This window comes from Williamwhitmania taraxaci (assembly GCF_900096565.1).
Taxonomy (GTDB): Bacteria; Bacteroidota; Bacteroidia; order Bacteroidales; family Williamwhitmaniaceae; genus Williamwhitmania; species Williamwhitmania taraxaci.
In genome coordinates this window covers 30,086-48,327 of sequence record NZ_FMYP01000001.1, presented here as the reverse complement: position 1 = coordinate 48,327, position 18,242 = coordinate 30,086, and the positions used below count along the sequence as shown (strand labels likewise).

15 protein-coding genes and 1 pseudogene are annotated in these 18,242 nt (G+C 35.5%); all 16 read right to left on the bottom strand.

Annotation, left to right across the window (positions count from 1 at the left end; genetic code table 11):
* Positions 1 to 2 precede the first annotated feature (2 nt).
* Positions 3 to 851: a hypothetical protein gene (locus tag BLS65_RS00215; protein ID WP_125869710.1), complete on the bottom strand. Its 849-nt coding sequence runs from the start codon at positions 849 to 851 to the stop codon at positions 3 to 5.
* 459 nt (positions 852 to 1,310) lie between these two features.
* A complete protein-coding gene (locus tag BLS65_RS00210) occupies positions 1,311 to 2,570 on the bottom strand; it encodes a glycosyltransferase family 4 protein (RefSeq protein WP_092433968.1) in 1,260 nt (419 codons plus the stop codon).
* 49 nt (positions 2,571 to 2,619) lie between these two features.
* Positions 2,620 to 4,092 carry an oligosaccharide flippase family protein gene (locus BLS65_RS00205; protein WP_092433965.1) on the bottom strand — a complete coding sequence of 491 codons (1,473 nt, stop codon included), beginning with the start codon at positions 4,090 to 4,092 and terminating at the stop codon, positions 2,620 to 2,622.
* Positions 4,093 to 4,111: 19 nt separating this feature from the next.
* The gene (locus BLS65_RS00200; RefSeq protein WP_092433962.1) at positions 4,112 to 5,377 is read right to left on the bottom strand and encodes a hypothetical protein; all 1,266 of its coding nucleotides are present in this window, start codon (positions 5,375 to 5,377) and stop codon (positions 4,112 to 4,114) included.
* Positions 5,374 to 6,051 carry an acylneuraminate cytidylyltransferase family protein gene (locus BLS65_RS00195; protein WP_092433959.1) on the bottom strand — a complete coding sequence of 226 codons (678 nt, stop codon included), beginning with the start codon at positions 6,049 to 6,051 and terminating at the stop codon, positions 5,374 to 5,376. Before BLS65_RS00195 ends, BLS65_RS00200 begins: the two co-directional genes overlap by 4 nt.
* On the bottom strand, positions 6,048 to 7,097 hold the full coding sequence (locus BLS65_RS00190; protein ID WP_092433956.1) for a nucleotidyltransferase family protein: 1,050 nt from the start codon (positions 7,095 to 7,097) through the stop codon (positions 6,048 to 6,050). Before BLS65_RS00190 ends, BLS65_RS00195 begins: the two co-directional genes overlap by 4 nt.
* Positions 7,094 to 8,212: a UDP-N-acetylglucosamine 2-epimerase gene (gene neuC, locus BLS65_RS00185; RefSeq protein WP_092433952.1), complete on the bottom strand. Its 1,119-nt coding sequence runs from the start codon at positions 8,210 to 8,212 to the stop codon at positions 7,094 to 7,096. Before neuC ends, BLS65_RS00190 begins: the two co-directional genes overlap by 4 nt.
* Positions 8,206 to 9,228 (bottom strand): N-acetylneuraminate synthase, encoded by a 1,023-nt coding sequence (gene neuB / locus BLS65_RS00180; protein WP_092433948.1) that lies wholly within the window; start codon positions 9,226 to 9,228, stop codon positions 8,206 to 8,208. The genes neuC and neuB overlap by 7 nt, the downstream gene beginning before the upstream one ends.
* Before the next feature lies 1 nt (position 9,229).
* Positions 9,230 to 10,303 carry a GNAT family N-acetyltransferase gene (locus BLS65_RS00175; protein ID WP_092433944.1) on the bottom strand — a complete coding sequence of 358 codons (1,074 nt, stop codon included), beginning with the start codon at positions 10,301 to 10,303 and terminating at the stop codon, positions 9,230 to 9,232.
* Entirely contained in the window at positions 10,290 to 10,823 is a 534-nt protein-coding gene (locus BLS65_RS00170) for a GNAT family N-acetyltransferase (RefSeq protein WP_092433942.1), read from the bottom strand. The genes BLS65_RS00175 and BLS65_RS00170 overlap by 14 nt, the downstream gene beginning before the upstream one ends.
* Position 10,824: 1 nt before the next feature.
* On the bottom strand, positions 10,825 to 11,838 hold the full coding sequence (locus BLS65_RS00165) for a hypothetical protein (RefSeq protein WP_125869709.1): 1,014 nt from the start codon (positions 11,836 to 11,838) through the stop codon (positions 10,825 to 10,827).
* Between the two features lie 14 nt (positions 11,839 to 11,852).
* The gene (locus tag BLS65_RS00160) at positions 11,853 to 13,007 is read right to left on the bottom strand and encodes a LegC family aminotransferase (protein WP_092433935.1); all 1,155 of its coding nucleotides are present in this window, start codon (positions 13,005 to 13,007) and stop codon (positions 11,853 to 11,855) included.
* A 34-nt stretch (positions 13,008 to 13,041) separates the two neighbouring features.
* Positions 13,042 to 14,022, bottom strand: a complete 981-nt coding sequence (locus tag BLS65_RS00155; RefSeq protein WP_092433934.1) for an NAD-dependent 4,6-dehydratase LegB — start codon at positions 14,020 to 14,022, stop codon at positions 13,042 to 13,044.
* Between the two features lie 413 nt (positions 14,023 to 14,435).
* A complete protein-coding gene (locus BLS65_RS18975; protein ID WP_394331443.1) occupies positions 14,436 to 14,606 on the bottom strand; it encodes a DeoR family transcriptional regulator in 171 nt (56 codons plus the stop codon).
* Between the two features lie 75 nt (positions 14,607 to 14,681).
* Positions 14,682 to 14,951, bottom strand: a pseudogene (locus tag BLS65_RS18970) (ATP-binding protein); the annotation flags it as partial.
* A gap of 1,050 nt (positions 14,952 to 16,001) precedes the next feature.
* Positions 16,002 to 16,691, bottom strand: a complete 690-nt coding sequence (locus tag BLS65_RS00140) for a hypothetical protein (RefSeq protein WP_092433926.1) — start codon at positions 16,689 to 16,691, stop codon at positions 16,002 to 16,004.
* Between the last annotated feature and the right edge of the window lie 1,551 nt (positions 16,692 to 18,242).

Genomic DNA, 18,242 nt, shown 5'->3' with positions numbered 1-18,242 from the left:
GGTTAAACAGATTCATTGTTTTGAGATTCTTGACACATTAAGCTTAACATTGCCCCTAAATAAAGAAATAAAATTGAGCGCAATGATACAAGCATAAGACTTCCATTAAGTGAAACAAATAGTGACATGAAAAGTAAGCTATAGTAAGTCGTTTTATATATCTGCATTAGCGAAGAAACCTTGTGTTTGAAGAAACGAGGAAACTTAAAAAAACCTATATAAACTATGATGTAAAGAAGAAAACCAACAATTCCAGTTCCAGCCATTAAATTTGCTGGATCACTATGATTCATTCTTGATTTCTTATCGTCAAATCTTCCGCTAGCATAGATCTTTTCACCAAAAAAACTTTTTACTGGATCGTCAAAACTAAAAACCTCTGTAAATACATTAATATTTTCAATATAACGGTTTTCTGTCTTGTAAAAATCCTCGTCAAAGCGACCAGCATCGGCTCTAACATTATACCTACTCATCAATTTATCAAAGTATAAAGGACTGGCCAATAACAAAACAGCAATAGCCACAATTATTCCAGAGAAAATCTTAGATTTATTCGGAGTAAACCAAGCATAGGTTAATAATCCTACAACAGGAATAAAAATTGCCGTGCGGCGTACATTGAGAAGTATAAAAATATATACAACTAAAGATGAGGAAAACAAAACCCATCGCCAGAGGCGACGAGTTGTTGTTGATAATAACAAAGGCAAAATCCCCACAGCTAATGCTGCAGAATAGAGTCCACTACTACCAAGAATACCGATAGTTTGTTCTTCTGAAACATCATATTCGAAAATCCTACCTATCCCAAATATATATCCTAAAGCCGATGAGAAAACGGAGAACATAATTAGATAAAGAACTGATTTGTTGAGACGTCGAAGTTTCGAAACAGAGTCGAAGTAAATGTATCCTACAGGAAAGCACATCATTGAAATAAACACTTGCAGGAAACCCTTAAAAGAATAAAAGAGTTGACTTGAAAAAAGAACTAATACTAGAGTATAAGTAAAGAAAACATATAGGTACTTAGTGAATATATTAAATGAATTGATTTTCAAATAAAAAAACAAAATAATAAGAAAAACAATGGGTCTTAAAAAAGTAACTATTGAAAGAGTTAAGAAAAAAGAAAAACTTGAGTCCAAAATAACATAAAAAAGAGGCAACCACACAATAAAATCGCTCTTTTTAACAAAAAGCCATATAATTGAGACACCAAAGAAAATATAATAAAACAAAAGCATGACATTACCTGTTTTTGATTGTGCTCAAAAATACTCTTAATAAATACCTTTTGCGAATAATCAATCTTGAAAATTTAATTTTGTGTTCAATACCCATTCAAAGAGCCCTAAATATTTATTTAACACTTCCTTATCTGAAAATTCGGTATTAACTTTTATACGGGCATTACTTATTAAGGTGTTTCTAAGATCTGAATCTTCCAATACATTTTTTATTGCATTAACAAAATCAGTAGTATGCTCGCTTTTAACAACTATTCCATTTTCATTGTTGCCAAAGATATAATCTGTTATGCCTACTATTTCCTTTGTAACCACGGGTAGTTCACAAGCCATTGCCTCTATGAAAACTCGTCCAAAACCCTCTTCCCTTGAAGGGAAAAAAAATAGATCAGCAATATTGAAATAGTCCTCAATGTTTGTAACTGCACCGGAAAAAACAACATGCTTTTCAATACCCTCGGCTTTAATATCCCTAATAATTTCAGCTAAGTGTAATTCCTGTCCTGGAGCACCTTGAGGTCCTGCAAAAATCAGAACCGCGTCAGGATAATCCTTAAGGATTTCCTTAAATGTATTATAAACAATATCAATGCCTTTTCGCGCAATTAGCACTCCGGTAAATAAAATAATTGGATAACTTAAGTGATTCTTAAGTAGTCTCTTCTTAAGCTCTATTTTATAATCATATTCAACTGAATGAAATTTACTAAGATTTACGGAATAAGGTATAGTGAAAACCTTTTTTGATGGAAGCCCAAATTTGTGACATTGATTTGCAAGGAGCATTGATATATTAGTAACAGCAGATGCATTTTTGAACTGATAATTCTTAATTTTTCTTTTGAACCAAATATATTTTTTTGTTGTATTTACAATTGGATCATCATGCCCTAGTAGTGTTGTTTCTATAATATACTTTTTCTTAAACAAGACACACCAAAAACTTAGAACTAATGATATCCACTTTGTAGATACGAAGAAAAATACGTCAACATGGTTTTTGTTACGAAAGAAAAAGAAAGTAGTTTTGATAAAAACAAAAGGGAAATCTAGTAACAGAATCAAAAGTTTAAGATAACGATTATTTGTAACACGATTTAAAAGTTGTTGAAAATAGACAATACGGTAAAATTTGATTTCATCAATATAGAATGGAGAATTTTCATCGGAAAACCTACTCTTTGTTCGAGTAATTACTCTATAAAGCAAATCTTTATTATTAAGGCTTTTAGCTAAAAATTGTGCTCCCAAACCAGCCCCAGAGTAATCGGGTGGAAAGGCTTCAGACACTATTACAATACGTGGATTTGAACTCATAACTTATTTGTCTCTAAAATAAATTTTGAAATATAATCTATTTGTCAAACTATTGTTCTTCAAGTTTTACCTGATTTAAAAATTTAAGATGCCCTTTTAGCAGAAAAAAAAGAGGAATCATAAAAAAAATGTAACCACAAATTAAAAAAACCATTAGACCAATATCATACCATATATGTGTGGTAAGATTCTTAAATAGAAAATACTCTATACCTTTTGCAATTACATAACAGTAAAGAGGTACCCCTATTATCCTTAAAATAAGTTTGAAGTTTTGTAAATATGACAAATCAAAATATTTTAAGTTAAAGAAATTTATCACGATATTTAAAAAGATAAAAGATAAAAAAGTAGCGTAGGCCACTCCAATAATACCCCATAGATTTACAAAGATAATGCATAATGCAACATTGATGGCAAGGGAGGCAGCCATAATCAAGAGGTAATGTGTGTGTTTACCCACTGTATTAAACACATTAATGCTTCCCATAACCTGACTGAAAACTATTATATAGGTTATTGTTATGGAGTTGAGATACTCAGGCATAAAGTATTTTACAAAAAAAGAAAAGACAATAAGAATTAGTCCAGACAATACACCTGTAAGATCGGTGGTAAACAATGCAGAACTTTTTGATACTTCAAATAATCGTTGTTTGCTTATAACCCCATCTGCCCCAAAAATAATATTTTGTCTTTGATATAAGATACCAGCTACATTGGATTTGATATTTATAACAACCGTTACAAGGTAAAAAGCAAAAGTGTAAAAGCCAAGATCTTCTATTGAAAGGAATCTTGTAATGACAAGCCTGTCAACCAAGAAAAAACTTGCAGATAAAAAGCCAGTTAATGCTATTGGAAAGCCTATAGAAATAAGATTAGTGATGTGGGTTTTATTGAAACTAATACTCAGAGGCACCGGCAAATACTTATAAGTAACTAAGAGTCCAATTATGGCTAATATTAGCGCTGCCATTAATCTGCCTTGTAAATCAAAAAAATAGACCAATGGTATTACAATTAAAAAAGAAATAAGTGAACGAAAAACAGAAATTCCAGCCAACGTCTTATGTTTTTCAAATGCATTGGTGATTCTTATAAGTGTTTCTTCATATAACTGTACAAAGCCGACTATACCCGCAAAAAGAAAAATCCAACTCAATGGGCTAACAAGAAAAAAACTATATCCAATTAAGATTACACCAGCTGTACCAGGCAAAATAATATGTACGGCACTAGCCGCACCAATGTTATTTTTTATTGAACCTCGTTCGTTTTTCCCTATTAGAAGTCCCAATTCTCTGGTCAAACCATTTGTTGCACCTAGGTTAGAAAAAACATAATAGTTTGTGACAATATGAAATAAGCCCCAATAGCCCAACATCTCTGGCCCAAGTAATTTCGACACAACCATTCCTACAACAAAAGCAGTAAGTTGTAAAAATAAAGAGGCAGAATAACGATAAATTATCGCAGCAAGAAAAGAGTTGCTCTTGATTTTATTAAAAGGATTAACCATTTACAATAATGAAGTGAGTTTAAGAATTAAGAAATGCAGTAATTTCTTCTTTGCTGGTGTTTGTTTTGTAGTCAAAAACTTTTGTATACTCTTTTAATTCGTAATATATAGTTGAGTTAACTACTAAAGCATATTTAGGAACAGTCTCTATTCGATCAATAAAACAAATTGTCTTTATTTCAAAAAAATCAATAAAAAGAGGTGTTAAATTGTCGCGGATGTGAAATTTGATTTTTATTATCTTTTTGAATTCTTTTTGAATTTCAGATATCAATGTCCAAAACTTATAATAAATATCTAGATCAATAAACATGGGTGTAGATGTTGCAATCAAGATATAATCTTCAATAGTATCTGGAGCATTTATCTCTAACCGAGATTTAGGTCGGGTTTTCACCAATGCTAAGTTTTCACCAATGCTTTGAAGAAATTCTTTTTCCCATATATTAAAAACAGAAGGCTTGCAGTATTCTATATGCAAAGGGCTTGGAAGATGATGCACCATCCATCTACCATGTTGAACGACACTGTAATTTGTTCCTGTTCCCTCTGCGTAAATTATTGCTGCCTGTTGGCTTGGTGCTGTAAAGTTACTTAAATGAATTTCTTTGAATTTTTTATAATGTAAGTAGAGCAAAGTGGCAACCAATTTTTGTAACTGCTTTTTAAAAAAATCAGGGGTTTCAAGAAAGTATTCTCCATGTAAATCCCATAATCGATTTGAGAGCGTTTGAACTTTATTTTTAAAAATAATATTAAAAATGCGGTTGCTAAATATATTAAAACTCCCCCTCGGCTGCAATATAGAATTATGATCTTCAATAAGTATTGATCGATATAATAGTAACTCCTTAATCTGACTACTAATTTTATGAATTTTATGGACGAAAGAAACAAAAGAATTTTCGTGCAATACATTGTTATTTTTAAATGGTAATGGTTTAAATATGATTGATCTATTAAGTTTTTCGCTAACCACTTTCTCACAAATATTTTTATACGAATCCAAATTAGAATGATATAAACAGAATGCTTTTAAATCAATAGTATATTTGAGGCTTGATAATTCAATATATGCTATTCTTGTCTCCTTTTCAATAATTGTCTCCTTCCATTTTTGAAAAATTCCCTCTAAATAAATTTCTTCGAGATTTACATTATAACCTTGTTTGCTAAAAAAATCAAAATCAAACATATTGAACACTAAATAACTACCTTTATTGTCCTTTATTGGGTCAAAAAAACAATCTAAAGGAGAAATTGGCTCTCTTGTTTCTGTTTTCATTTTTTCACAAAGTATTCAGCAAAGTCCCAATCAAACAAAGTATCTAAATCATGTGAACTTATTTCATCCATAACATACTTTTTTATTTGAGAAAATTGTGCTAAAGGTCTTTCTTTAAGTGCTTCAACATTAATTACATAGATCGCTCCATTAATTTCATAAACAATGGGGCAATCTTGCCGTCTTGTAAAATCGGCAGCTTTTGATTTGACTAAAAACCCATCCGGATTTTCCTCGAATAAATTATAATATGGATTAGATTTTGCATACTTAACAGAAATCAACATCTTGCAATCGTCCCTATAAAGCTTAAGTGCTTCGCGAATATGCTTTCCTGTTCGAAAAGGTGAGGTTGGTTGCAATAATATAATAGTGTCAGGCCTGTAGCCATTCATTTCATAGAAATCGATAGCATGAAGCAATACGACATAAGAGCCAGTCGTATCTTGAGCAAATTCTACTGGCCTAACAAATGGAACAATAAGTCCAAGCGATTCAACAATATCTTTAATCTCAATATCATCTGTCGAAACACAAATCACTGAATCATCAAAGACTTCTCGTGCAGCCTCGATTGTATACTGAATTAGTGGCTTACCACCTAAGAGTTTAATGTTCTTTCGAGGTATTCCTTTTGAGCCACCACGTGCAGGTATTACAATTAGAGGTTTCATTTGAAATTTATTGCCATTATATCCCTTTGTGCCTTATTGAAATCTTCTGGCCTCCCAATATCAAGCCAATAACCAGTTATGGGATAAGATATTACTCGCTTACCTGATTGAATAAGATTTTCCATCAGGTCGGTGGCATTAAAATGTTTTTCGATTGGAATACGGCTCAAAACTTCTTTCTTGAACAGATAAATTCCACCGTTGGAATAATAGGTATAAGTAGGTTTTTCGCTAAAACTGATCACGTTCCCATTGTTTGTTTCTAATACAGCATAAGGTATATCAACAGCATAAGGTATAGTAACAACAGAAAAATCTGCATCCTGTTTTATGAAATCTAAGAAAAAATGCTCGTAATCAATATTAGTCAAAAGGTCTGAATTTGCAACCAAGATAAAATCATGACAAAAATTATTTATTTTGGATACAGCCCCAATAGTTCCTAATGGTTCATTTTCATAAATATATTGTATCACAATATTTTTTTTCTGGCCATTCTCAAAATAATCCTCAATCTGTTTGCCTAAATAGTTTACGGTTATCCAGAAATCATCAATTCCATATAAAGACAATCGATCTAGGTTATGTTCAAGGATTGGTTTGTCTCCAACTTTCAACAAGGGCTTTGGAGTCTTATCGGTAAGTGGTTTGAGCCTTTCGCCTCTACCTCCAGCCATAATGACGGCGTCAACAGGTAAATAGGATTTTAATAATCTAAAATTGATGACATTTACAACACAATCATTTTCATCAAGTATAGGAATAATACGAAAATTATTATCCCTGAACTTAATCACCTTATAGATATCATGATCCCCTTTCCTGATAAACTTTGGATATGGTTGAACAATATCATCAACCATATTGCTTATAGTATAGCCTTTAAGTAATCCTCTTCTGACATCGCCATCGGTAAGTGAACCTAAAAGTTTATTCTGTTCATCGACAATAAAAACTATTGCATCAATAGCAAGGGCGTTTAAACGCTCAAGTGCTTGCCTAATGCTGCTCCCTTTTGCAAGTAAATGCTTCCTGTAAGTGTTCAAATTGATATGGATTTAAGTTTTGAAATAATGTGATTAACGGCTCCCTCGCTTTTGTATATATTTTCCCCTTTAAATTCCCCTAATTCCAGAGTCGCTTTGGTTTTATTTAGAATAAGCTCTGGGGAAAAAGGAACACTTATTATGTTCTTTCCTAACACTCTACCAGTTTGCCTCTCTCCTATATTAATAAAGTATTTATTAAATGATGCTGCCTCTGAAATCCCACTGGATGAATTCCCTAACAATAGAAGAGAGTGCTTCATACACGTAAAGTAGGATTGATTACCAAAATTTTCAATTAGAAAAACGTTTTTTGGATTCGCTGCTTTCAATAATTCGAATTCCTTTCGGAAAATTGAGCCATTAGTATCAGCATTTGGCATCGTTATTACTAATTGATATTGATTATATAGTTCTTCTAGCACCGTTTTTACGATCCGAGCATAAGCAATGTTTTTATCAGCATTAACAGTCTCGGGATGAAATGAAATGAGTAAAGTTTGCTTACTTAAGTCAATCTTCCACTTACTTCTAAATTCTTCAATGGTAAGAAGGTGTGTTTTTTCTAATTCATCCAAACTCAAAATGCCAATTACTTCAATTCTGTCCTTGGATCCAGTCAGAGCCAAAACCCTTTCGGCACACTTTTGATTAGATGTAAAATGCATAATCGACGCATGCGTCATACCATCTCGATAAACATTATCAATAGCCCCTTTGCTATAATCTCCACCATATAAATGAGCAAATTTTACGCCATAAGGTACACCAGCAATAACTGCAGAAAACATTTCGAATCGATCACCTAAACAAAGCACAATATCATACTCATTTTTATGATTTGCCCAAAACTCAGCAAATTTCATTGATGTAAGAGCCGCAGAAGTTGCAATAGCAACTTCTGAATCATCGGCAAGCATGCATGAAATAGCATGTTTTACATCAAACCCATTCTCTTTAATTTCAACGATTGTATATCCATGCAAATTTGAGAGATGAGTTCCAAATGCAATTATTTCAAAGTCAATGTCAGTATCCTTTAAAAATGCTTTTAGTAGTGGTAAATAGACACCGAAATCAGCCCTAGAGCTAGTTAATACTCCAATTTTCACCATTGAATATCCTTGAATTCTAATTTTCTCCCTTGCTCTAATTCAACGGCAGCTGTTCTGCCCAAAATCAAATCTATCTCTACAGCTGCTATCCCATCACCGGGTCTTTTAATCGTAATATTTGATTCTGTAAAAACTTCACCTTTAAAAATTTTTTTAGAGGTGAATATACTCTTACGAACAACTACCCTATTTTTAAGTTCTGAATCACTTGGTTCTTTTCTACCAGAGCCAGATATTGCTTTTTCAACGTTTCTAATAGCAACTACCATTGCTTTCAGTTCGTGCGGTTCAAGTGAAGCACTATGGTCGGGGCCAGGTAAGGTTTTATCAAGGGTAAAGTGCTTCTCAATTACTTTAGCACCAAGCGCAACAGCAGCAATGGGAATCTCTAGCCCTAAAGTGTGATCTGAATAACCAACCTTAATTTTAAATGCATCTGCAATAGTTTGCATTGCTTTCAAATTAACGTCGTTCATAGGTGTTGGATATTCTGTATTGCAATGCAAAACAATAATATCACTCCTTTGTATCCCTTCGTTCTGCAGAGTAAAAAGTGCCTCTTCAATTTCACCCAGAGTTGCCATTCCTGTTGATAAAATGATTGGTTTCTTCTTTAATGCAACTTTTCTAAGAAATAGTTTATTGGTTAACTCTCCTGAGGCAATTTTTATGTAGTCAAGTATGTACTCATCAATTTTTTCCAAACTAGTGAAGTCAGCAACAGAAGTAAGGAATTTAATTTTTCGCTTATCGCAGTACTTTTTTATTTTGTGGAAATCTTCAAATGATAACTCCAACTTCTTTATCATTTCGAATTGCGTTTCCCCTTCCCTTAGTTTTGTTTTTTGGTAATCTGCTTTTTGAGTTGTTTTGTCGACAATAAGCTCTGATATAAAGGTCTGAAATTTAATGTAGTCAACACCAGCTTCTGATGCCGCATCAACGAGTTTATACGCTAAATTGATGTCTCCATTATGATTAACTCCAGCTTCGGCAATAATAATTACTTTTGACATCCTAATACCTGTATTTTAATACGTGATTCTTATATTTTTCACTTTTTTCTGGAAACCTAGCTTCCCATTGCCTTACCACTTCATCATAAACATCATGGTTATGTAGCCTCTTCCCAATGTAAAATGGCAGGTATGTCTTTGAAAAATTGCTTTTAAACTTTAGCAAACTGTCATCTGGTGCGCATGATCTTCCTCCACCTAAATGGAATGTTTTAGCCCCCATATCTTTTGCAAATTTAACTGCTTCATTCAAAAGAAAGTTGTTTACAGAATTATCTGCACTTGGGGCTCTACCCGAAAGATGATAATGAAAAAAATCACCATAATAAAAAAAAATAGTAGAACTGGCAACCTGTCTATTGCAATCTTCAATATTAAACAAATATACAAACCCTTTCTGTAAAGAGAATATATTGTAAAAGAACTCTTTGTTGAAATAGTAGTAATCTTCGGCCCCAACCATTTCCATATTTCTCTGATAAATGGAAATAAAGTTGTTTATCTCATTCCTTGATGGTTGTGTTATAATCTTGCTTGTATAACCTAGTTTTTCCGCTTTTCTAATCATATTCCTATTCTTGGAGGAATACTCTTTAAACCATATTTCATCATAGCTTTGAGTAAGATCGATAGCTATCGTTTCTCTATCAAAAAGTATCTGAAGATGATTAACTGCAAACCTTTGATTTTCAATTATAGGATGAAATCGGGTAAATTCAGTAATAATATTTTCTGCTCTACAATAATTTTGAAATGATTTATTAAACTTATCAATAAAATCAAAATTATTTGTATTGCATATGACACCGTTATAACCATATGCCCCTTGAATGTCAAAGTATTCTTTATCTAAACTATATCCTAAACTATTGACATTGTTTTTTAAAAAAGGATAAAGAGCAAGACCACTACCATCTTCAAATACATAGCATTGCGCCAGACCTTCTCCTCTTTCTTCATATAGCCGATAATACTCAGGAGTAAAATAAATATCTTGTAGTTTTTGAGGCAATCGATGAAGATATTTATTCCATTTAACAGAATCTGATAAATTGATTATTTCAAAATTGACCATTAACCTCGTCTCTTAATATTGAAAACATTAAAACATTCTTAAACTCGCCATTTTTAAAAACATCATCTCGTAGAACTCCATCTTGAGTGAATCCCAATGAGATGAATAGTTTAGCGGTTGTTGGATGCTCTTCAAGACACCTTCCATAACATTTGTGTATTGGATACTGACTAAAAAGAAAACTAAGCATTAAAATAGAAGCTTCTCTTCCATAACCTTGTCCAGCAAAATCTTTATCTCCAATGAATGTACCTGCCCATTCCGCTTTAGCGTTTCTTAAATCTATATTATTGATATTGGTATATCCAATTAGTTTATTTGTGTTTTTCTCACAAATTCCTAAATAAAGATTAACAGAATCATCGAATATTTTATTTTCGACTGATTTCTTTTCCCTTTCGCTTGAAACAAAAAAAACATTACCAGCTAGATATTTAATGATTTCAGGATCTCGTCTCCATCGATTAATCAGAATATAATCATCAACTTCAAAGGCTCTTAAGTAAACTCTATCTTCCATGTCACAACGATTTTATTAAACAGTTTATTTGATACTCCATTTCTGCAGTAGAATAGCGTTGGTCAATTACTAAAGACAGTTCTTTTTCTGCCATTCTTTGAGAAATTAAAGATGTTGAATTATAATCTGCTAATGGCCAATGAATAGGTAAAAAGATATTTGAAGAATGTAAGGAGGCTTTAACGCTGTCTCTACTTTCTAGTATTATTGGGACACAAAGGGGAACAGTATTTTCATTGTAAGGAAAGAGAAAGTTAAGCCCATGCTTTGTTCCTAGCTCAAAAATTAATTTATAATTCTCCTTCCTTTTTTGTTTAATGGTTTCAAAATTAGTATTTTCAAAAATATAATATGCTATTTCAGAGGCCTTGGTAATTTCATTAGTTGCATCAATTTTACATTCTCCTTCTTTCAGAAATTTTAAATATACGCTATCGTGAACATGATAGTGCTTTAGCACACTTCCAATAAACTTAGGCCAAAAGAAAGTGTTTGTATCAAAATATTTATTATGATTCAGTTCTGTATTCTTGGCAACCACAATTGCCCCGTCAGGTGTAGGAAAATGCTTTCTAAAACTTGTAAACGAATAGTCAGGCCAAATATCTTCATTTTTCCAAAAGGATTGAACTTGATCGCTAATTATAATAATATCAGGTCTATCTTCCTTTATTCGCTGAAACAATAGGTTACTTTCTATAAATCCAAAATAGTTAACACATAATAGAACTTCATTTTTTTTAATTGATTCTAAATTTTCTATGGGAAATGAAAAAGATGAGTTTAATTCATAAAAATGGATTTGGAAATCACTTGCTTCGCAAGCAAAAACTACAGATGGACAAATATAGTAGGGGATATGAATTATTGAAGGATTAGTTTTTTTTATGTGACTAAGAATTGCCATTAGAGCAGATCTTCCATTCGAATAAAGCAATATATTAGATTTTGGGGAAAAGTCGGGTAAACCTTTAAGATCTTTTGGATTTATCTCAAATTCACCTCCAATTCTCATGTTTCCTTCGCTTTTCAACTTATTACGCTGCTTGGTAAATTAATTAATCTCTCTGCTATAAGAACAGCATTTTTCAGGTAGTCAGTTTGGCTACCTTCAAACATAGGTAGTTTATTCATTAATGTCCAAGCAGGCCTACTCATTATACCGTTATCATTCATGTAACCAAGAAACCTATCCCTTTCTTCTCTACTACCTAATAATATAGAGTTTAGCCAATAGTTGGAGATTGAATCCTGTGGTTCATTACAGAAATCAATGCCATTTGCAGCAAAGAATTCAGTATACTGAGCCGCTATGCCTCTTTTACTGACTATAATTCTATCAATCACCTCCATTTGAGCCACTCCCAAGGCCGCATTTATATTCGGCATGCGGTAATTATAACCAATTGCATCGTGGTTAAACTCCCATCGGTGGGGCAGCTTTGCTTGGGTGGTTAGATGCTTTGCTCTTTTACCCAAGTCATCATTATTGGTAATAATCATTCCACCACCTCCAGTGGTTATTGTTTTATTACCATTGAAGCTGAGAATACCAACAGCACCAAAGGTTCCGGTATGCTTACCTTTATAGGTAGAGCCAATGCTCTCGGCGGCATCCTCCACCAGTTGAATTTTGTATTTTTTGCAAATAGCAGCAATCTCGTCAATCCGACAAGGATGCCCAAAGGTATGCATAGGAACGCAAGCGGAGATTCGTCTACCCGTTTCTTTATTATAGCAAAACCCATCATCGCGTAACTCGCCAAACTCCTCTAAAAAGACACTGAGACTTTTAGGAGACATCCCAAGCGTATCCATGTCCACATCTACAAACACTGGTTTTGCACCGGTATAGCTAATAGCGTTGGCCGTTGCAATAAAGGTCAGCGGTTGGGTAATTACCTCATCATTGGCCTCAACACCCACCAGCATAAGAGCCATGTGAAGTGCAGCTGTTCCATTTACACAAACAATAGCATGCTTTGCGCCCGTATAGGTGGCCACCATCTCCTCGAAACGGGTTACGAATGGCCCAACGCTCGAAACGAAGGTAGTATCGATACACTCTGCTAAATACTTTTTTTCATTACCCATGAAGCATGGCTCATGCAGCGCAATAAAACCCTCGGGTTTATTATATAGCGTACGGATGAAAGTTACTATTTCATCAAAGTTTTTTGTCATATCTAAACAGGTAACAGTATTTTACGTTGATTTACTAGACATTATAAATCCCAGTTTTATATTTTTTAAGATTATCGGCATTGGTAAACCATTTTATGGTCTCCTCCATCCCTTTCCGAATATCGTATTCAGGACTCCATCCGGTCATCTGTTTGATAAGCGAATTATCGCCCCATAAGCGTAATACTTCAGAGTTCTGAGGCCGTAACCGTTTCTCATCGGAAATAAATTGAGTATCACTTCCAAAAATATCCTTGATAATGCCTAGCGTATCGAACATTGATATTTCATAGTTGGAGGCAATATTTACTTCCCGACCAATAGTATCATCGCATTGAGCAATAGCCAAAAAACCACGACATGTATCTCTTACATAATTAAAATCTCGGGTTGGAGTGAGATCCCCCAGCTTAATCTCTTTAATTCCTGCAGCTATCTGCGTTATTATTGTTGGTATTATTGCCCTAGCCGACTGTCTTGGACCGTAGGTATTAAATGGTCTAACAATAGTAACGGGCAAATTAAAGGCATTAAAATAACTTAATGCCATTGCATCGGCACCGATTTTTGAAGCAGAGTATGGCGATTGAGGTTGTTTCGGATGTTTCTCATCAATAGGAACATATTGAGCTGTACCATACACCTCTGAGGTAGATGTTACTAATACTCTCTTTACACCATTCTTAAGCGCAGCATTACAAATATTCAAAGTACCTGTAACATTTGTCTCAATATAGCTTTGAGGAGCCTTATAAGAATAAGGAATAGCGATTAATGCCGCAAGATGAAAAATAGTATCAACGCCAATAGCTATCTCCTCGCAAAAGAAGGGATCTCTGACATCTCCGGTAACAATTTCTAGATTTTTACTATTACTAATATCTTCTAACCATCCCCAATGGTTGAAGGAATTGTATTGAGCCAAAGCTCTAACTTCAAATCCATTCGACAGTAACAACTCGGTTAAATGCGATCCAATAAAACCATCAGCACCGGTTACAAGTATCCTTTTCATTATATATATACCTTAATTACTTGTCATTAAGCCTATTTGATTCCAAAACGCAGAATAGAACCATCCCCTTTGCACTTACTATCGTTTTCCTGCGGCTAGTTTGCTTCGTTCGGTATACCTTTGCCGCTATTGCAACCTAAAAACAATATCATTTATTTACACCGTTCCATTCAGGCGGCGGTTCATCGTCAGATGCACTTGTAACCATTTGTCCGCGCCGCTAAAAAGTTTTGTTATCTTCTCTGTTACCATAATTTGGCACCTACGGCGCCAGTCCACCTTGAGTCTTCTGTCTTCCGTCTTTTACCTTTTAACGTTTACCCTTTAACGTCTTCCGTCCTTTGCCTTCGGCGAACTTGCAAACACCATTCTGGTATAGCAAATTCTATTGTCTTATATCTTTTCAATCAGCCTTAATTTGTAACCTCCCAATATCCACCTTTTGCTGAGCCTACTCTCCTTAATCTATTCTGTGACTTCAGCTTCTCAATATCTCTTTTTATCGTAATCTGCGATACCGCACATTTATTCGCCAACTCCTTAGTTGTAATATTACCAATCTCCTGAACAAACCTAATTATCATGACTAATCTATGATCGGTATCATGATCGGTATCACGATCGGTATCATTTAAGCTATTCTTGAAAAGAGTAACCCTGAATCCATCAAATATCTCCTCAAATATTGGTCTAATGCAACCATAATCTCTACATATACTTAAGATTCGTTTTATACCCGATCCATATCGCTCAACCAACCCGACCTACTTAAATGCCTTGGCAATTAATTTATTTCTAGTTTGCGATATATAGTTGTCCGACAATAAGCTATCAACGGTTATTCCACCATAAAGTTTGCCTGGGTTATAAAACTCAATTCGTTCACCTTCACCAGCTATAATAACATTACGAATATCTGTCTCTGTCATTTCAAACCTTAATAAAATGCCTGATTATTAACTTTTTGCTATTCTCCTCACATCTGCAACAGTTTTACTATTGCCTTCGGCGAACTCACGCTGTTCGGTTCATCCATAGCTGGTTATTGCAACCTGAAAGCAATTTTATCCATTTACACCGTTCCATTCAGGCGGCGGTTCATCGTCAGATGCACTTGTAACCATTTGTCCGCGCCGCTAAAAAGTTTTGTTATCTTCTCTGTTACCATAATTTGGCACCTACGGCGCCAGTCCAACTTCGGTCTTCGGTCTCCTGACTTCCGTCCTTTAACCTTTAACGTCTCCGTCTTCCATCTTATGCCTGCGCCTCGCACCTAACATCCTTTAACTATTAACGTTTAACCTTTAACTCACTCACAGCTTCGCCCTGTCAGTTACACTGGGCTGGTGCACGTAGGTTTTATTAAAACAGATAAGTCGAAATATCGATTGGTAAAAGTGCGAAAAAATGGTGAAGAAGTCATAATTAGAAAGGAAAGAAATGGGACTATGAGTCAATTTTTCAATGAGACAATATGCCGATAAAATCCACAAATAATCAGTTAGGACTCTACATATCTGATACATAGTGGTCGTTTTGATTGGATATTATTCTCCTATACGCCGTTTTATTCAGGCGGTGAAACTTCGATAGATGCATTGTCAACCAGTTGTCCGCGCCGCCAAAAAGTTTTAATGTCTTCTCTGTTACCATAATTTGGCACCTACGGCGCCAGTCCTACTTCGGTCTTCGGTCTTCGGTCTCCTGACTCCTGTCTTTTTACTTTTAACCTTTACCCTTTAACGTCTCCCGTCTTTTAACGTTTACCCTTTAACCTCTTCCGTCTTTTAACATTTACCCTTTAACCTTTAACGTCTCCGTCTTTTAACATTTACCCTTTAACGTTTAACCTCTTACGGCTTGTTCCACAATCAACAGGTAACAAAAAAACCCCGTAAGCAAACTACTTACGGGGGTTCGAAATAGATATAGTCGTGCGTAAATGGTTTAAAAAATTCTTACAAATAGGATGTCCAATACTATTTGGAACTATTGGCATCCTTGGCACTGGATCTTCTACTAGAGGTAGGTTTAATCCATCTGCGAGCAGTATCGTAGTTTGTCATCACCTCAGGATTCTTTGCCCCCAGGAGTTGAACTAGGGGATCAAGCTCGTTTTTCAGAATAAGCATTATCTCATTCATGGCATTCTCTTTCTCGAGACGAGCATTGATTGCTATGGTGTGGCCCTCTCTAGGCATATCGAGCATCGCCTTTAAATTGGGCAGTTGCAGGTTGATCCGATCAATGATTTCGGTTTCCAATCCAGCAGCAATTAAATCAACTTTATTGCGTTCCACCGCTTTATTAAGTTCAAATAATTCATCGTACATTTTCTGGTAAGTCGAATGAACAATACCCTTCATAAACAAAGGTATTTGAATTTTTTCATCCAGTGCCTTACCTTCTGCAAAGAGAATCTTAAAAGCAGCAAAAATCAGTTTGGCATCGCGCAAAAGATCTTTCTTGAGATTTTTCTTTTTTGTGGTATAATCCTTTGTCGATATCACCAATACTGCGCTATGCTGCTCTGCGTGTCCTAATAACAGTTGAATTCTGTGAACTATTCCTTCAACCTTAACATTTGCCATAAGGATAGAGGAAAAACTAGCAACTACAGCTAAAACATCGTGAATCATTGATAACTTCGATTCAAATATTCTATTCATAGTAATAGAGTTTTGCTACGCCGACTATTTCAAAGAACCTTTAAGCAAAATTAAAGCAATATTTTTAAAAAATCCAGTTTTTTATCAATTATTTTAAAATTATTTTGATCACTGTCGTCTAGTATATAACCCATTAGCTGCACTACCAATGTTTACAGGGAAAGTGAATGTTGAACCGAGCTTGCGCGCTCGACGAAGGTGAAATTGAGCAGAACACCAGCTCGCGCAGATGTGTTTCTCGTCTGTGTGTCGTAAGCCGTGCCATGGAAAAACATAACGAAAACCCTGCATCGTAGTGGTAGCTGGTCAGCCATGCCGAGCGTGCAGAATGATGGCGAGGACGTCCGCTCGACAAGGAAACATGTCGGACTTTCAGCCCTAAGTGGTTCTTTGCGTTCACACAGGGCTGCGCCCTGTGCTTTTACAGGCAGGCCTTTCAGGCCTAATCTTTCTTCTGCATAAACAACAGGGGCGAAGCTCCGAAAGGTAAAAGCACTGGCCAAAGCGTATCGAAGATCCCGATTTATCGGGAGCGTAGGCCTGTGTGCAAATCAGTCATTATTTAAAGCCCTGAAAGGGCGATAGGTAGGAGGAAATCTGCACAACAACCTATTGGTGTTCCTTCTGGTTTTTAATGGTTACCGGGTTCTCTTTTTTCTATATGTTCTCAGTGCCTCTGTGATCCATTTATTTTCCTCTGTTTATCTTAGCGTAAGAAGATCTGGCGGCGCAACCCGGCAAATTGCTTTTGAAAAGTGCTGTCCACTATCCCTTCATTACTCCTCGACCCTTGAAAATCAATCTAATTTTCTTTTCCCTCGATGGAAAAGAAACAAAAGATCAAGCCTTGCCTGCTCGCCGACCCTTTACGGCCTTGCGAGCTAAAACGTCGGAACTTGCTGCGCTCGACCAACCGCCGTTTTTACGCTCCCTTCGGCCTGAGGGGCCCCGGTTGCACAGGCTATGGCGATCCTCTTCGCCTTAACGTGCATGAATTTACAACGCTGGACTTCTCTTCTTTTCACCCCCGATAAATCGGGATCGTCGTTGCTCTCCGACCCCGTTGTCACGGGATCTCCGTTGCACTCCGACATTCACTATTCACCCCCGCTAGCGCGGGATCGTCGTTGCTCTCCGATCTTCACCATTCACTCTCCAAAACCAACGTTTAGCATCTACGGCGCCACTCCAACTTCGGACTTCCGTTTCGGTCTCCTGACTTCCGACTCCTGTCTTTTAACCTTTAACATTTACCCTTTAACGTCTCCGTATTTTAACACTTCTTTATTACTGAGGAACCAATATGCCCGATATATTCACCGTTCCATTCAGGCGGCGGTTCATCGGCAGATGCATTTTTGACCATTTGTTCGCGCCGCCAAAAAATTTTAAGATCTTCTCTGTTACCATAATTTGGCACCTACGGCGCCACTCCTTCTTCGGTCGTCCAGCTGCCGACTTCCGTCTTTTACCTTTTCACTCTTCACCACTCACTACTCACCTCTTCAAAACCATAATTTGGCACCTACGGCGCCACTCCAACTTCGGACT